Annotated in this window: 13 protein-coding genes; 6 read left to right on the forward strand and 7 right to left on the reverse strand. The window is 63.1% G+C overall.

The window, feature by feature from the left end; all coding sequences use genetic code 11:
• Positions 1-24 precede the first annotated feature (24 nt).
• Together EJC47_RS12035 and EJC47_RS12040 are read right to left on the reverse strand one after the other, a co-directional pair.
• The gene (locus EJC47_RS12035; RefSeq protein WP_033966052.1) at positions 25-219 is read right to left on the reverse strand and encodes a hypothetical protein; all 195 of its coding nucleotides are present in this window, start codon (positions 217-219) and stop codon (positions 25-27) included.
• The gene (locus EJC47_RS12040; protein ID WP_033966050.1) at positions 216-494 is read right to left on the reverse strand and encodes a hypothetical protein; all 279 of its coding nucleotides are present in this window, start codon (positions 492-494) and stop codon (positions 216-218) included. Before EJC47_RS12040 ends, EJC47_RS12035 begins: the two co-directional genes overlap by 4 nt.
• Positions 495-1,238: 744 nt before the next feature.
• On the opposite strand from EJC47_RS12040, the gene EJC47_RS12045 reads away from it, so the two are divergent.
• A complete protein-coding gene (locus EJC47_RS12045; protein WP_126847930.1) occupies positions 1,239-2,192 on the forward strand; it encodes a hypothetical protein in 954 nt (317 codons plus the stop codon).
• A 358-nt stretch (positions 2,193-2,550) separates the two neighbouring features.
• Positions 2,551-4,347, forward strand: a complete 1,797-nt coding sequence (locus EJC47_RS12050; RefSeq protein WP_126847932.1) for an IlvD/Edd family dehydratase — start codon at positions 2,551-2,553, stop codon at positions 4,345-4,347.
• Between the two features lie 42 nt (positions 4,348-4,389).
• On the opposite strand, the gene EJC47_RS12055 is transcribed toward EJC47_RS12050, so the two are convergent.
• On the reverse strand, positions 4,390-5,100 hold the full coding sequence (locus tag EJC47_RS12055; RefSeq protein WP_126847977.1) for a FadR/GntR family transcriptional regulator: 711 nt from the start codon (positions 5,098-5,100) through the stop codon (positions 4,390-4,392).
• Between the two features lie 103 nt (positions 5,101-5,203).
• Positions 5,204-6,784, reverse strand: a complete 1,581-nt coding sequence (locus EJC47_RS12060; protein ID WP_126847934.1) for an aldehyde dehydrogenase (NADP(+)) — start codon at positions 6,782-6,784, stop codon at positions 5,204-5,206.
• Positions 6,785-7,022: 238 nt separating this feature from the next.
• Between EJC47_RS12060 and EJC47_RS12065 the strand changes: the two genes are divergently transcribed.
• Entirely contained in the window at positions 7,023-8,309 is a 1,287-nt protein-coding gene (locus EJC47_RS12065) for a glycosyltransferase (RefSeq protein ID WP_033966463.1), read from the forward strand.
• Here EJC47_RS12065 and EJC47_RS12070 read toward each other — a convergent pair.
• Both EJC47_RS12070 and EJC47_RS12075 read right to left on the reverse strand, forming a co-directional pair.
• Positions 8,306-8,488, reverse strand: a complete 183-nt coding sequence (locus EJC47_RS12070) for a hypothetical protein (RefSeq protein WP_033966465.1) — start codon at positions 8,486-8,488, stop codon at positions 8,306-8,308. The genes EJC47_RS12065 and EJC47_RS12070 overlap by 4 nt on opposite strands.
• A 28-nt stretch (positions 8,489-8,516) precedes the next feature.
• Positions 8,517-9,122, reverse strand: coding sequence for a division/cell wall cluster transcriptional repressor MraZ (locus EJC47_RS12075; protein ID WP_126847936.1), 606 nt, complete (start codon positions 9,120-9,122; stop codon positions 8,517-8,519).
• A gap of 286 nt (positions 9,123-9,408) precedes the next feature.
• On the opposite strand from EJC47_RS12075, the gene EJC47_RS12080 reads away from it, so the two are divergent.
• From EJC47_RS12080 to EJC47_RS12090, 3 genes are all read left to right on the forward strand, one after another.
• Complete coding sequence (locus EJC47_RS12080; protein ID WP_126847938.1) at positions 9,409-10,800, forward strand: cell division protein FtsZ; 1,392 nt, start codon at positions 9,409-9,411, stop codon at positions 10,798-10,800.
• A 448-nt stretch (positions 10,801-11,248) separates the two neighbouring features.
• The gene (locus EJC47_RS12085; protein WP_185867655.1) at positions 11,249-12,889 is read left to right on the forward strand and encodes an MFS transporter; all 1,641 of its coding nucleotides are present in this window, start codon (positions 11,249-11,251) and stop codon (positions 12,887-12,889) included.
• A 32-nt stretch (positions 12,890-12,921) separates the two neighbouring features.
• Positions 12,922-13,950 (forward strand): alanine racemase, encoded by a 1,029-nt coding sequence (locus tag EJC47_RS12090; protein WP_126847941.1) that lies wholly within the window; start codon positions 12,922-12,924, stop codon positions 13,948-13,950.
• Here the strand turns inward: EJC47_RS12090 and EJC47_RS12095 are convergent.
• The coding region (locus EJC47_RS12095; protein ID WP_185867656.1) for a prolyl hydroxylase family protein at positions 13,947-14,560 on the reverse strand (614 nt) is incomplete at its 5' end. The genes EJC47_RS12090 and EJC47_RS12095 overlap by 4 nt on opposite strands.

The raw sequence follows: 14,560 nt of genomic DNA on the forward strand, positions 1-14,560 counted from the left end.
CAAAACGGGCGGGGGGATGTCCGGTCATGATCGGTCGCGATAGAGCGGCAGCGCCAGGCTGCGTCGCGTGATGGCGAGATAGGCCATGGTGGTGGCCATGCCCACGCGCGACATGTCCGTTTCCAGCGCAGCGACCAGCAAAGCGTCGGCTGCTGCGGCTGGCAACATGGCGCAACCCGGTTCAGCACCGCCGACCTTGCCATGGGGATGCACCTTCATTCTTTGTCTCGCGCATCGTCGCCGTGCACGTTGCGGCGCGCGCGGGGATCGGAAACCGGCTCGAATAGCCAGCGACCCTCCAGCGCGAGGGCCGCGCCGACACAGCCCGAGCAGACGGCGATAAGCGCCATACACAAGTCGAACCCGCTTGGTTGCGCATCGGGACTGCCCCGATCGGCCGACAAGGCGGAAAGGCACAGCGCCGCCAGCAGAAGGAAACCAACGCCGCTCAACCGCACCTTGAGGTCGAAATCCCGCATCGAACGCTGTCGCATTGCCTCACCTGTTCGAGGGCGACACTGCCCGCGACGGCGTAAAAATTCCCGGTGAATCGCGCGCTGTCGCGTAATGCGTCCGTAAAGGGCGCTGCCCTGGCCGGGGCCGGTGCCGACACCGGCGCGCTTCACGCGCGGTGTGGTGCCAAGAGCATCGCGCACGCACCAAGGCGGTGCCCGGCGGTCAGGGCCGCATGGGCGATAAATGGACGATGTGCGAAATCTCTTTGTCCGACAATATCTTCCTGTACGCGAAAGACCGTGCGAACTGAGCCGTCAGATAACATGATCATAATGTCTGTGAAAAATATCACAAAATCTAAACACAGCCATAAGGATATAATATTTTCAACGTTGACCGATATTTGATTGTTTGATACTCTATTTTATCAATACAGTGTTCCGATATGGTAAAAGCGTATCCGTCAGAATAGATTCTGGGGAGATGGTGACATGTCTACAATCGCTTTTAAGAAATATCATATATTTTCAACGTTGGCGGTAGCGGCGATTTCGATTGGTGTCGTCGCAACTGACGCCTCTCGAATACATGCAAGGCCCGCTCAACCTGCACAAATCATTCCGCCGCCACCCGTTTCGACGGACGCCGTTTCATGGCAGCAATTCGTTCTCGCGGTCAGTCCGTCTGGAACAGTGGGCAAGGTTACTTACGAAACATTTGCGTCCGATCAGGACATTTACGTCGCGAACCCCTGTTCTTCGACCCCTAAGAAGGGCTGCAACGTGCCGACCTGGCCGAGCGCGAGTTCCAGCAAGGGCAGCAAGCTCTTGCAGCGCAGCCTGCTCGGGCGGGCCCATATGCGCGCCGCGATGGCGACGCGCGGCGCGGGGCATTTCGCCGTCCAAGTGATTGGACCGGCACAGGGCTGCGGCACGCCGTCGGGGCTCGCAGGGGCGGCTGCGGGCTCGGGGTTTCCCAAGGGGGGCTGCGTCGGCGAAGAGGTGCGGCGTGATCGCGCGACCTTCAACTATCTCGTCGCGAATGGCCTGTGGTCGTCGGCGGGGATAAGCACATATTACGGCACCAAGCAGCCGGTTTCGGTGCCGTGGAATGCGCTGGAAGTGAAGGCGGACTGGATTCCGGTCAGCACGCTGGCCACCTGGTTGGGGCAGCCAACCAGCTTCATCACCAGCAATTTCTATACTTCATCCGCAAGCGTCGGCTCAGGCCCAGCGACGACCTATGCAATGACGAGCATGCATATCTCGGTAAAGACACCAGGCTTTCCTGACTGGATATGGGCTGATTTCGAAAATGCGTATACGCCGGGCCGTTGCGACCAGACGGGATGCAACGATTCCTTCGGTGCCGCGACCCCATCGGTGCCCGCCAATGCGAAGGCGTGGGGCCAATATGGTGCATGCCCCAAATCTTCGGCGGCAACCGCTTTGCTCAGCCAGGCAAATGTGGCCCCTATCTTCAACAATTACTGCCTGACGGGATCGCAGAGCACGTTCGGGACCTCGACCAACCCGATCCTGCTCGGCAGCCCGATCATCGAGCCGCTCAACGCGAATGTCCCGATGGCGAAATCGTCGTGCATTTCGTGCCATGCTGGCGCTTCGTTCAATGCGTCCGGCGGCCCGGCCAACGTCGGGGAGCCGATCGGGCCTCATGGGCCGCCCCCGGGCTATACCGGGTATGATTTCATGTGGGGGCTGCTTTTCGCCCAATAAGCGCATGGGCCTTGTACGGCGCACCCGCAGGATCGTTCGTCACGCGCGTCGAGCGATCTTGCGGGTTGGGGCTTCCCGCACTCGATCGTCACTCCGGATCCCGGCAAGGGGAGAGGGTAAGCCTTTCGCGCTGGCGAGCGGATACTATCACAGTGGCGACGTTGCTTCTTGTCAACGCCACCCTGACCGCCCGCCAGCGCGACGCGTTGGCGGGCGTTTGCTGTCCGATGCAAGCTGACCCGCCTTCCTAAAGAGGGTGCCGGAGCCATCTGCGGTTCGACTTTGGTCGCGTGCGCATTGATCTTATAATTGTCTGAGTATATCCGGGAACAAAGTCGTCCAGACGCGGAGTATCTCAATGACCGGTTCCCCCCCCTTCAAGCTCCGCAGTCGCGCATGGTTCGACAACCCCGATAACATCGACATGACCGCGCTGTATCTGGAGCGGTATCTCAATTTCGGGTTGAGCCTGGAGGAACTGCGTTCGGGCAAGCCGATCATCGGCATCGCGCAGACGGGCTCCGATCTCAGCCCGTGCAACCGTCACCATCTCGTCCTGGCCGAGCGCGTGCGCGAGGGCATTCGCGAGGCGGGCGGCATCGTGCTCGAATTCCCGGTCCATCCGATCCAGGAGACCGGCAAACGGCCGACCGCCGGGCTGGACCGCAACCTTGCCTATCTCAGCCTGGTCGAGACGATCTATGGTTATCCGCTCGACGGCGTTGTGCTGACGATCGGGTGCGACAAGACCACGCCTGCCTGCCTGATGGCGGCGGCGACCGTGAACATCCCGGCGATCGCGCTGTCGGTCGGGCCGATGCTCAATGGCTGGCACAAGGGCGAGCGCACCGGCTCGGGCACGATCGTGTGGAAGGCGCGCGAGTTGCTCGCGGCGGGCGAGATTGACGATGCCGAATTCATCCGCCTCGTTGCTTCGTCGGCACCGTCGACCGGCTATTGCAACACGATGGGCACCGCGACGACGATGAACAGCCTGGCCGAGGCGCTGGGCATGTCGCTCCCCGGATCGGCGGCGATTCCGGCACCCTATCGTGACCGGCAGGAATGCGCCTATTACACCGGCAAGCGCATCGTCGAGATGGTGGCGGAAGACCTCAAGCCCTCCGACATCCTGACCAAGGGCGCCTTCCTCAATGCGATCGCGGTCAATTCCGCGATCGGCGGATCGACCAACGCGCCGATCCATCTCACCGCGATCGCGCGGCATATCGGCGTCGACGTCCCGCTCAAGACCTGGGAAGAGCATGGCCTCGACGTGCCGCTATTGGTCAATTTGCAGCCAGCAGGCGAATATCTGGGCGAGGATTATTATCGTGCTGGTGGCGTCCCCGCCGTGGTCGCGCAGTTGATCCAGCACGGCCTGATCGCCGAGGGCGCGATGACCGTGAACGGCAAGACGATCGGCGACAATTGCCGCAGCGCGGTGATCGAGAATGAGGATGTGATCCGGCCCTTTGACACGCCGTTATTGGCGTCGGCGGGCTTTGTCGTGCTGTCGGGCAATCTGTTTGACAGCGCCATCATGAAGACCAGCGTGATCTCGCCCGAATTTCGCGAACGCTATCTGTCCAACCCCGACGATCCCGAGGCGTTCGAGGGGCCGGTGGTCGTGTTCGATGGCCCTGAGGATTATCACGCGCGCATCGACCAGATTTCTACCGGTATCACGCCAGCCACGCTGCTGGTGATGCGCGGCGCGGGGCCGGTCGGTTATCCGGGCGCGGCGGAAGTGGTGAACATGCGCCCGCCAGCGCATCTGATCCTCGATGGCATCCACTCGTTGCCCTGCATCGGCGACGGGCGCCAGTCGGGCACCAGCGGCAGCCCGTCGATCCTCAATGCGTCGCCCGAAGCAGCGGTTGGCGGCACGCTGGCGCTGCTGCGCGATGGCGACCGCGTGCGGATCGACTTGATGCGCGGCACTGCCGATCTGCTGATCGATGATGCCGAACTGGAGGAGCGCCGTGCGGCGTTCGCGGCGGCAGGCGGCTATCGCTACCCCGCCTCGCAGACGCCGTGGCAGGAGATCCAGCGTGCCGTGGTCGGTCAGCTCGGTTCGGGCGCGATCCTGGAAGGGGCAGAGGCCTATCAGCGGATCGCGCAGACGCGCGGCCTGCCGCGCGACAACCATTGATGGGAAATCCCGGTGCTCGCCGCTGATCGGCGAGCGCCGGGGTTAGCCGCGCTGCGCGAGCCCCATGTCGCGGAGCGCGAGCTTCAGCAGCGTCACCATTGCCTCGCGCGCGGCGTCTGCATCGCTGGCGGCGATTGCGTCGAGCACCCGCACATGGTCGGGCAGCGGGTCGCGCGGCAAAGCGCGCTTGCGCTGCTTGAATTTGGTGGTCCAGCGCACCGCCGCACCAACCGAATTGGCGAGCGTCGCCAGCGGGGTGTTGCGCGCGGCCGCCAGGATCGCACGGTGGAACTGCTGGTCGGCGCTCTGGCCGCGCGCATCCGCCAGCCCATAATGCTTCATCGCATCGAGCGCCGATCGCATCTCGGCCAGATCGGCATCGGTGCGGCGCGCGGCGGCAAAGGCGGCGGCGGCAGGCTCGATCACGCCGCGCAATTCGAACAGGTCGATGATGAAGTCGGTGTCGGGTTCACCCTCGAACGTCCAGGCGAGTACGTCGACGTCGAGCATGTTCCAGCGGCTGCGCGGCGTCACGCGCGTGCCCGCCTTGGGGCGGCTTTCGACCAGCCCCTTGGCGGCGAGGATGCGGATCGCCTCGCGATAGGCGGTGCGGGAGACGCCCAGCGCTTCGCTCGCTTCGATTTCACCGCCGAACACGTCGCCGGGCTTGCGCATCCCGCTGACGATTTCCACGCCGATATCGTGCGCGATGGTGCCGTGAATGCGCGGCGAGAAGACGCGGTCGTCTTCCATCATCGAGACGGTGGCTGGGTCATGAAGACCCAGCCTAGCGGATCACGCGCCCGGCAGGAAGGCATGGGGATATCCCACCGCACACCCTGACGGGCGCGTCCGATCATCGCGCGGAGGCTTCGCGGAGTCCGTCAACCCGACGGGCGATGTCCCACGGATTGCCGTCGCGCACCGCGACCGGGAGCAGTGCCGGAGCCAGGTTCTGGAAGGCAACCGGGCGCAAGAAGCGATAGATGGCCAGCGTACCGACCGAGGTCGTCCGCCCGTCGCTGGTGGCGGGGTAGGGGCCGCCATGCACCATGGCGTGGCACACTTCGACGCCGGTCGGCCAGCCATTGGCCAGAATGCGGCCAACACGCTGTGCGAGGACGGGGATCAATGTCGCGGCAGCGGCCTCGTCGGCTGCATCCAATTGCAACGTCGCGGTCAATTGCCCTTCAAGCCCGGCGATCACTTGCGCGAGTTCACCCAGATCGCGGCACCGCACGATGATCGACGACGAACCGAAGACTTCATGGCCGAGCGCGCGGTCGGCCAGGAAATGGCTGGCGTCGGTTTCGAACAGGGCACCAACCGCCTGGTTTGGTCCGGCGCTGGGGCAGCCGCGCGCGATGGTGCGCACCGCGTCATGCGTGGCGAGCGCTTCGACGCCCTTGTCGAAGCTGGCGTGGATGCCGGGGGTGAGCATCGTCAGCGGCTGCGTGCCCGAAAGCAGCTTGCCCGCTTCCGCGACGAAGGCATCGAGTTCGGGGCTGTCGAGCGCCAGGATCAGACCGGGATTGGTGCAGAACTGGCCTGCGCCCATCGTCAGCGACTGGACGAAACCGGCGGCGATCTCCGGTCCGCGCGCGGCAAGCGCGGCGGGGAACACGACCACCGGGTTGATGCTCGACATCTCGGCATAGACCGGGATCGGCTGCGCACGCTCGGCGGCGATCCGCATCAGCGCGAGGCCGCCGCCGCGCGAGCCGGTAAAGCCGACCGCCTGTACGCGCGGGTCGGCGACGAGTGCGCCGCCCAGATCATTGGTGTCGCCCGGCAGATACGAGAAGACACCGGCGGGCAGGCCGCTCGATGCGACCGCAGCGGCAATGGCGCGTGCTACCAATTCACCGGTGCCGGGATGCGCCGGATGGCCCTTCACGATCACCGGACAGCCGGCCGCCAGTGCCGAGGCGGTATCGCCGCCCGCAACGGAGAAAGCGAGCGGGAAGTTGGAGGCTCCGAACACCGCGACCGGGCCGACGGGCACGTTGATGCGGCGCAAGTCGGGGCGGGGCAAGGGGGCGCGATCAGGCAACGCGGGGTCGATCGTCGCGTCGAGCCAGTCGCCCTGGCGCACCACTTGCGCGAACAGCTTGAGCTGGCCGACGGTACGGCCACGCTCGCCCTCCAGGCGCGCACGGGGGAGGCCGCTTTCGGCCATCGCGCGGACGATCAGGTCGTCGCCAATCGCGACGATATTGTCGGCAATCGCTTCCAGAAAGGCAGCGCGAGTCGGCAGGTCGGTCGCGGCATAAGCCGGAAAGGCGGCCTGCGCCAACGCCGTGGCAGCGTTGACCGCGTCGCGGTCCGCAGACGAAAAGCTCGGGGTCAGAGATTCGCCGGTGGCCGGGTTTACCGTGGTGAATCGTGTTGTTGCCTGACGAGCGTCGGCACCGATCAAAATAGAACCATCGATCACGGGAAGGCCTTTCAAAAATAACTCAGACATAATAGGGCCCGCACCGCGTTTCTGCAAGGCTGGACTTGCGCGGAGGGCAATAAGCGAGGGGCTTCATGGCTCCGTCATCCGATGCAATTTGGCGGCCGCGCGCGATCCGGCCCACCCGTAGCAAACACGTGCTCTATCGGAAAAAATGCTACGATCCCGAGCAGGAAGGGACTGGACGCGATGCGCTGACGCGACCAGTGGGATCGCAATGCGTAAAGTCGTTCTCACCACCATCGGGACGTTAGGCGATCTTCACCCGTTCATCGCGATCGGGCTGGCGCTACGCAAACGGGGCTTCACCCCGGTACTGGCGGTGCCCGAGGACCAGGTGGCCAAATGTCGCCGCGCCGGCTTGGAGGCTGTGGCGATTCTGCCCGGCTTTGATGCGGTGCAGAAACGCATGGGGTTGAGCCATGAAGAGGCGGTTCGGCGGGTCATCGCCAATCAGCGCGTCATGCTCGAACAGGTTTTGTTGCCGGGCCTTTCGGATTGCACGCGCGCGCTCGATGCGGTGGCGGCGGATGCCGAGGCGATTGTCGCCTCGATTTTCGTGTTTGCCGCACCGATGATCGCCGAAAAGCGCAACTTGCCGCTGATTTCCGTGATCCTGCAACCCATGGCAATGCTGTCGGCTTATGATCCGCCGCGCACGCCCGATTTCTGGATGATGCGCGATCAGCCGGTCGGACGCGTTGGGCGTGTATGGAACCGCACGGCTTATACGGTGCTGCGGCGGGTTCTGCATGGGCTGTACGGTCGGCGGTTCGATCGTGTGCGGGCGGAGCACGGCTTGCCGCCCAAGGGTGCGCGGCGTGCGCTGGAGCCCGACGCGCGCTCCATTTTGCAACTGGGATGTTATTCGCCGCAACTCGCCCCGTTGCCGCCCGACGCGCCGCCGTCGACCAAGATTGTCGGCTTTCCCGTTTTCGACAGCGATAGCGGAAGCGAGGAGACGCTCGATCCGGCGTTGGCGGATTTCCTCGCCGCAGGGCCGCCGCCGCTGGTCTTCACGCTCGGCTCCTTCGCCGTGAACAGTGCCGGGGGCTTTTACGATACGGCTGCTGAGGTTTCGCGGCGGTTAGGGATGCGGGCGGTACTGCTGGTCGGCGGGGATGCTGCGCCGACGATCGAGGGCGATGTGTTGCGTTGCGGCTATGCGCCGCATTCGTTGCTGTTCCAAAGCGCCGCTGCGATCATCCAGCATGGCGGAGTCGGGACGACGGGCCAGGCGCTGCGCGCGGGCAAGCCGCAGTTGGTGGTGCCGCATATGGGGGATCAGAACGATCACGGACACCGCATCGCGCGGCTGGGCGCAGGGTTACGGTTGCGGGCGGACCGCTTCTCGGCCGCGCGCGCGACGCGGCGCATCGGGTGTCTGTTACGCGACCCCAAATATAGCGCCGTCGCCGCCGAAATCGCGCGATGCATGGCCGACGAAAACGGAGCGGACGCCGCGGCCGATGCGATCGCGCAAGCGCTCGACCGCACTGCTTAAAGCAGCGGTATCCGAAGCACCTTGGCGGGGCGCAGCGGGGGCGTCTCGATCATGTCCCGCAGATGCCAGAACAAGGCGGCAGCGCCGATATGCACCAGATCGATCATGGTGGAGCGTGGCCGTGGCATCATCGGCGGGGTGGCCGCAAGGCGCTGGTGTTTGGGGGTTTTGCGGGACACGCGAAATCCTTCGGGAACTTCCTTCCATTTACTGGTGGGCGGCGCGCCTGCCGACCGGATCATGTCGCGGCTGCAACGCTGGCAGACACTGAACGCGAACCCCTGATTGTGCTGGATAGAGGGTCGGGCCCGATGCCCGAGCAGGTGACATAACAGCGACATCGTTTACCTCATGTGCAATTTGGCTGGCCCGCAAAAGCGTTGCGAGCGTGACGAGATCGGACGGGCCATGATCGAGCACATACGCCATGTCCCAAATTTCGAAGCGAGCCCCGGTGGCAACGAGCAGGGCAAAGTCCCCAATCGCGCCACGTTCGCGCATGATTCGCGGCAGCGTCATCATCCCGTCCGGGGCGACCGGTGCCTCGTCGACAAAGCCATAGGTGCGCCGCAGGCGATGATGGTCCTGGAAGCCGCCGGGTGACGCCGCCAGCTTTTCGGCGACTTCGAATTGCCGTTGCATGGCGTGCAGCCGATCGAACGCGATCAGGCAGGGCGATTCCTCGTGCAGCCCAATGAACAGCGAATGCTCGGCCGAGCGAAGCCGCAATGTTTGGTGGAAGCGACGTGGCAACAAGATGTCGCCCCATTCGGTCACTTCACAAAGCGCGCTGCCGATAAAAAGTTCGTCCATGTCTAAAGCCCCTCGCTTCCGAGCTTATGGTTAACGCTCCGAAAACGATTCGGGGAATAGAGTAGATCTACTTTATGGGGTTCACCCTACCCGTAATGTTGCGGAGGCCCCAGGATCCGACTTTACATACTAAAGAATGATTCATCATTTCTGATGCGTAACAATGCAGGATTATTGACGGTCAAGTTCTCCGTCACTGTAAAGATACTGTATCGTTAACTATGATCGTTCGGAGCAGGTGTCGCGCATCACACCATTAGGTGAAGCGATTCTCTGGAGCATCGGTATGACGGGTGGGCAAGCGAAGAGCGATCACGGTCGCTTGGTCGTGTTCGGGGTGGGGGGAGCGGGCGGCAATGCCGTTCGCGCGCTGTTGGGGCGTCCGGACTGCGGCATGACCATTTTATGCGCGAACACGGATGTGCAGGCGATGCGCGCGGTGCCTGCGGCCAATCGTTTGCAGCTTGGTCGGCAAATTACGGCTGGGCTGGGTGCTGGCGGTCGGCCCGAGATCGGGCGCGCGGCTGCGGAAGAAGCCTTGCCCGAGATTATCGAGGCGCTGCAGGGCGCGTCGCTGTGCTTCATCGCCGCGGGCCTGGGGGGTGGCACGGGAACCGGTGCCGCCCCGGTCATCGCCAAAGCGGCACGCGACCTCGGCATCCTGACTATTGGTGTGGCGACGAAGCCGTTCGCCTTTGAAGGCAAGCGCCGGGCACGGACCGCCGATTTGGGTGCCGCTGACTTTCGCGCGCAGGTCGATGTGATGGTAACGGTGTGCAACCAGAAACTGCTGGGGGTCATTGGTCGCGACACCACATTGAGCGACGCTCTGCGGTTGTCGGACTCGATCATCGGAGAAAGCGCTACCGATTTCGCCTTGCTCCTGGAGGAGCCTGCGCTGAAGCGGGTAAGTGTCGCGGATTTGCGATCGCTGCTGGCATCGACTGGGGACGCGGTGATCGGCTTTGGGGAGCGCTGCGTCGGTTGGGATCGTGCTGCCAACGCCGCCCGATCCGCCTTATGTAATCCCTTGCTGGAGGGGCTGCCGGGAACCGCGCGGCGTCTGCTGGTCACGGTTGCGGGTGGAGAAGAGCTTACTCTGTTCGAAGTGGAGGAGGCGATTACGAGCCTGCGGGCAAACCTCCCGGATGGCACCGAGATATTATGGGGCGCGGTCCTCGATGCCGAACTGGCGGGCCGGGTTCGCGTGGGAATAATTGCAGGTGGGATCCCGGTTCCAGACCCGACGCAGCAGGTGGTCGCGCCTTATGTGCTTCAGCCGGTGCGCGATGTGGCGGCTGAGCCTGTGAATGCAGAGATGGAAGCCATGCCAGCCACGTGCCAGCATGAAGTGGTACCAATCGCCGCCGAGCCCGAAACCGAAAAGCCCGGGCTGCTTTTGAAGCCAACTTTGGCTTTACTTCGCGAGGAACACGCCGTTGCGTATCCGTACCAGCGGCCTGCTTTCGGAGACGGTTTTGTTCGCCGCGGTTATCAGGCGGTGCGTCAGCGGTTGCAGCGCGCGCCTCGCACCCCTTCCGGGATGGCCGCCCCCTACCCGCCGAGCGCATTTCACGTCCTAAAGTCCTTTGATCCACCCGCAAGGTCGCCGATGATCTCGGGCAACCTGATCGTCAACGCGCGGATTGCGATGGCGTTCGCAGACCGATCCTGTTGATCGGGCGGGAGCGATTATATGACAAAGGCGACCGCCGCGATTGCAGCCCAGAGACCCAAGGACAGGAGACCGCCAATCAAAAAACCCGTTCCAGGCGGGACAGGGCGGCTGTCCTGAGTGGCGGTGGACGGAAAACGGTCAAAGGAACGTACTCTCATGTTCTTTGTCCGGTACAGATGCACTCTATTGACCTTATATAGGCCATTTTGTCGTAAAAAACATGAATAGATCATCTTTTCCTCAATAATGATGATAAATTATTCGTGCTATTTGTGTTGCGGTGCACAAATTTGTCATTTGGTAACCTAGGATCACGCCATTTCCATGTGGGTGACGATGATCCTGGTGGGATCGTCTGGCAGGCTCGGCCCGAGCTGGGTTGCCGCAGAGATAAATCCGCCTAATCTCACCGCTCGCCGGAGGGCGCATCGGTAGTTGGGGGAAGACAATGGCGACGTTCTTGGATGGGGCTGCAGATCCAGGATCCGCGGCGATACCCAGCCGCAAGGACATTCAGTTGATTATTGCTGCCTCGTCGCTGGGCACAGTTTTCGAATGGTATGACTTTTTTATCTACGGGACACTCGCGGCGTCGGGCATCATCGGGCGTACGTTTTTCCCGGCCCAGAGCGAATTGTTGCAGACGCTGTATGCGTGGGGCGGCTTTGCGGTCGGGTTCGGATTTCGCCCCCTTGGGGCCGTCCTGTTTGGCTATCTCGGCGACACGCTCGGCCGCAAATATACCTTCCTTGTCACGATTACGGTGATGGGCCTCGCCACGGCGGGCGTCGGACTGGTGCCCTCGGCTGCGGTGATCGGCCTTGGAGCCCCGTTCATCGTGCTCGGCTTGCGCATCCTGCAAGGATTGGCGCTGGGCGGCGAATATGGCGGTGCGGCAATCTATGTTGCGGAGCACTCGCCGCCGGAGAGGCGCGGCTTCTACACCAGCTTCATTCAGGCGAGCGTAGCGGGTGGGTTCATCCTCAGCCTGGCCATCGTGCTGCTGACCAAGGGAGCAATGTCGCCAGGGGTATGGAGCGACTGGGGCTGGCGCGTGCCCTTCTTGTTTTCGATCGTGCTCCTCGTCGGATCACTATGGATGCGGCTAAAACTGTCGGAAAGTCCGGTGTTCCAGCAAATGAAAGCGGCTGGCGAATGCGCCGGAAACCCATTCGTTGAGAGCTTTACCTATCAGGGCAATCTCAAGCGGCTGTTCGTCGCCTTGTTCGGCATAGCGGCGGGGCTGACGGTGATCTGGTACACCGCCATGTTTACCGTTCTGTCGTTCCTGCAAGGCACGATGCGCGTGCAGGAAACGGTGGCGCAAGTGATCGTCGGGGTGGGGGCCCTGTTCGGCCTTGGCTTTTTCGTGCTGTTCGGATGGCTGTCGGACAAGGTCGGGCGCAAGACGCCGATCGTCCTTGGCTATGCCCTGACGCTCGTGCTGATCTTTCCGATCTTCTGGGTGATGGGCGGTGCCGCGAATCCGGAGCTGGCGCGTGCCGCGAAGCGCGCTCCTGTGGTGGTGTCGGGTCCAGCCTGCTCGCATGAAGTGCTGCCCGAGATGTTTCCGATGCTGTTCCCGACGAAGCAGTCGGGTGAATGTCGCCGCCTGGTCGACTATCTTGCTAAAAAGGGGATCCCTTACGCCAAGGCGCGTACCCCGGTGACGCTGGTCATTGTTGGCGGCGTGGGTGTCGACGACATGAGCGATGCGGGCCTTGAGGCAGCGCTCACGCGTGCAGGCTATGATCTGTCGCCCGTGATTCCAAAGCCGGGCAACATTGCCCTGATTTTGCTGGCGATTCTTGCCCTCAGTGCCTTGTCGGGCATCACCTATGGCCCAGTCGCAGCGTTGCTCACCGAGCTGTTTCCGCCGCGCATTCGCTATAGCTCGATGTCGATCCCCTATCATATTGGCACCGGCTATTTCGGCGGGTTCCTGCCGCTGATCAGTCAGATGATCGTTGTCCATACCGGCAATCCCTATTCGGGTTTGTGGTACACCGTGGTCGTGGTGGCGATGGCGCTGGTCGTGACGTTGTTCGGCCTCGAAGAGGGCAAGCCGGGGACGGCGAGCGCGGACTAGCGCCGCGTAGCGCGGAGCGCTAACCGGCTGGGATGACCGCACCGCTTCGCCTCCGCCTTGATCCCGACGCCTTGATCGCCAACTGGCGCGCGCTCGATCGTCTGAGCGGGGCGGCGGCATGCGGCGCGGCGATCAAGGCCGATGGCTATGGCCTGGGCGCACGCGGGGTCGCGACCCGGTTGGCCGCTGCGGGGACGCGCGATTTCTTTGTCGCGAGCTGGAGCGAGGCGGCAGCGCTTGCCGATTGCGGGCTCGACGTGGCGGTTCTGCACGGCGTGCGTGCGGAAGACATGCCGCTGGCGCTCAGTGGCATTGCCCGACCGGTGCTCAATAGCGCTGCACAGGTGGCGCGCTGGCGTGATGCCGGGGGCGGGCGTTGCGACGTGATGGTCGACACCGGCATCAACCGGCTCGGGGTCGCGCCCGAGGAGGTGCGAGGCGGTCTGCTCGATGACCTCCAGATCGATACGCTGCTCAGCCATCTGGCCTGCGCCGATGAGGACAGCGCGATGAACGCACGTCAGGCGACCGCTTTTCGCGCGCTTGAGGGGCGAACTGCCGCGCGGCGGATGAGTCTGGCCAATTCGGCTGGAATCGCGCTGGGAGCCGATTATGCGTTCGACCTCACCCGGCCGGGTCTCGCGCTGTATGGCGGGGTGGCGCGGGCGGAACTGGCGGCGGTCGTGCGACAGGTGGTGACGCCCGAAGCCCAGATTTTGCAACGCCGCACCGTCGCGGCGGGCGAGTCGATCGGATATAACGCGCTCTATACCCCGGCGCTGCCAATGGAAGTTGCCATCCTCAACATCGGTTATGCCGACGGCTATTGGCGCGGCTTCAGCAATCGCGGGGTTGCGGTGGCTGGAGGAGCTCGCTTGCCAGTGGTGGGGCGTGTGTCGATGGATCTGACCGCGATTTGCGTCGATGCGGCACCCGCGCTCGCCGAGGGCGATTGGGTGGCTCTGGAGTATGATCTGCCGGCGGCTGCAGCGGCTTCGGGCATGTCGCAATATGAGCTGCTGACCGGACTTGGCGCGCGGTTTGATCGGGTGTGGGATTAGGCTTGCTGTCCCATTTTCCAGGGGTCGATGGGATGATGACGGATCCAACGGGTCGCCAACCATTTTGTGCCACGCTCTACCGGTAAGCCCGCATGACGCGAAAGGGGCTCCGGTTGCCCGACTGAGTCGACATTGTCGAAGACGAGCGCATCCCCCGCCTTGGCATCAACGGTGATCGGCAAAAGCGGGAAGGTCGTCTTGCCCCCGCTGTAACCGTCGTTGAGGTAAATGAGGACAGTTTTGACTCGCTGGTTCGCTGTATTCGAAAGCGTGTCGAGATGAGCCTTATATTGTTGTCCCGGCGCGTATCGCAAAATGGTCAAAGGTTCACCGTGATGCACCTTAGTTTCGGTAACGGCCGCGATTCGGCGATTGATCGCTTGGACCAGCAAAGTTTCCTGTGTGGGGCCAATTACCGCGTTGTCGGAGTTACGAATGGGATGCGCGACCAAAGCACCCGTCGTTGGATCGAAAACGGTTGCGGGCTCCAAGTTGTGCACCACCAACGACGCAATATGGGCGGCCTCTTCGGGCGTGCAAAAATTCGGGATGCGTTGAATCGACGGTGCCGAATGAAGCCTGTGATACGTCGCAGACGTCCGTGGCAGGC

The organism is Sphingomonas sp. TF3 (genome assembly GCF_003985085.1).
Classification (GTDB): Bacteria; Pseudomonadota; Alphaproteobacteria; order Sphingomonadales; family Sphingomonadaceae; genus Sphingomonas.

Coding starts and splice junctions, on each gene's coding strand:
- EJC47_RS12035 (WP_033966052.1), bottom strand. CDS start 219: ATGAAGGTGCATCCCCATGGCAAGGTCGGCGGTGCTGAACCGGGTTGC.
- EJC47_RS12040 (WP_033966050.1), bottom strand. CDS start 494: ATGCGACAGCGTTCGATGCGGGATTTCGACCTCAAGGTGCGGTTGAGC.
- EJC47_RS12050 (WP_126847932.1), top strand. CDS start 2,551: ATGACCGGTTCCCCCCCCTTCAAGCTCCGCAGTCGCGCATGGTTCGAC.
- EJC47_RS12055 (WP_126847977.1), bottom strand. CDS start 5,100: ATGGAAGACGACCGCGTCTTCTCGCCGCGCATTCACGGCACCATCGCG.
- EJC47_RS12065 (WP_033966463.1), top strand. CDS start 7,023: ATGCGTAAAGTCGTTCTCACCACCATCGGGACGTTAGGCGATCTTCAC.
- EJC47_RS12075 (WP_126847936.1), bottom strand. CDS start 9,122: ATGGACGAACTTTTTATCGGCAGCGCGCTTTGTGAAGTGACCGAATGG.
- EJC47_RS12080 (WP_126847938.1), top strand. CDS start 9,409: ATGACGGGTGGGCAAGCGAAGAGCGATCACGGTCGCTTGGTCGTGTTC.
- EJC47_RS12085 (WP_185867655.1), top strand. CDS start 11,249: ATGGCGACGTTCTTGGATGGGGCTGCAGATCCAGGATCCGCGGCGATA.
- EJC47_RS12090 (WP_126847941.1), top strand. CDS start 12,922: ATGACCGCACCGCTTCGCCTCCGCCTTGATCCCGACGCCTTGATCGCC.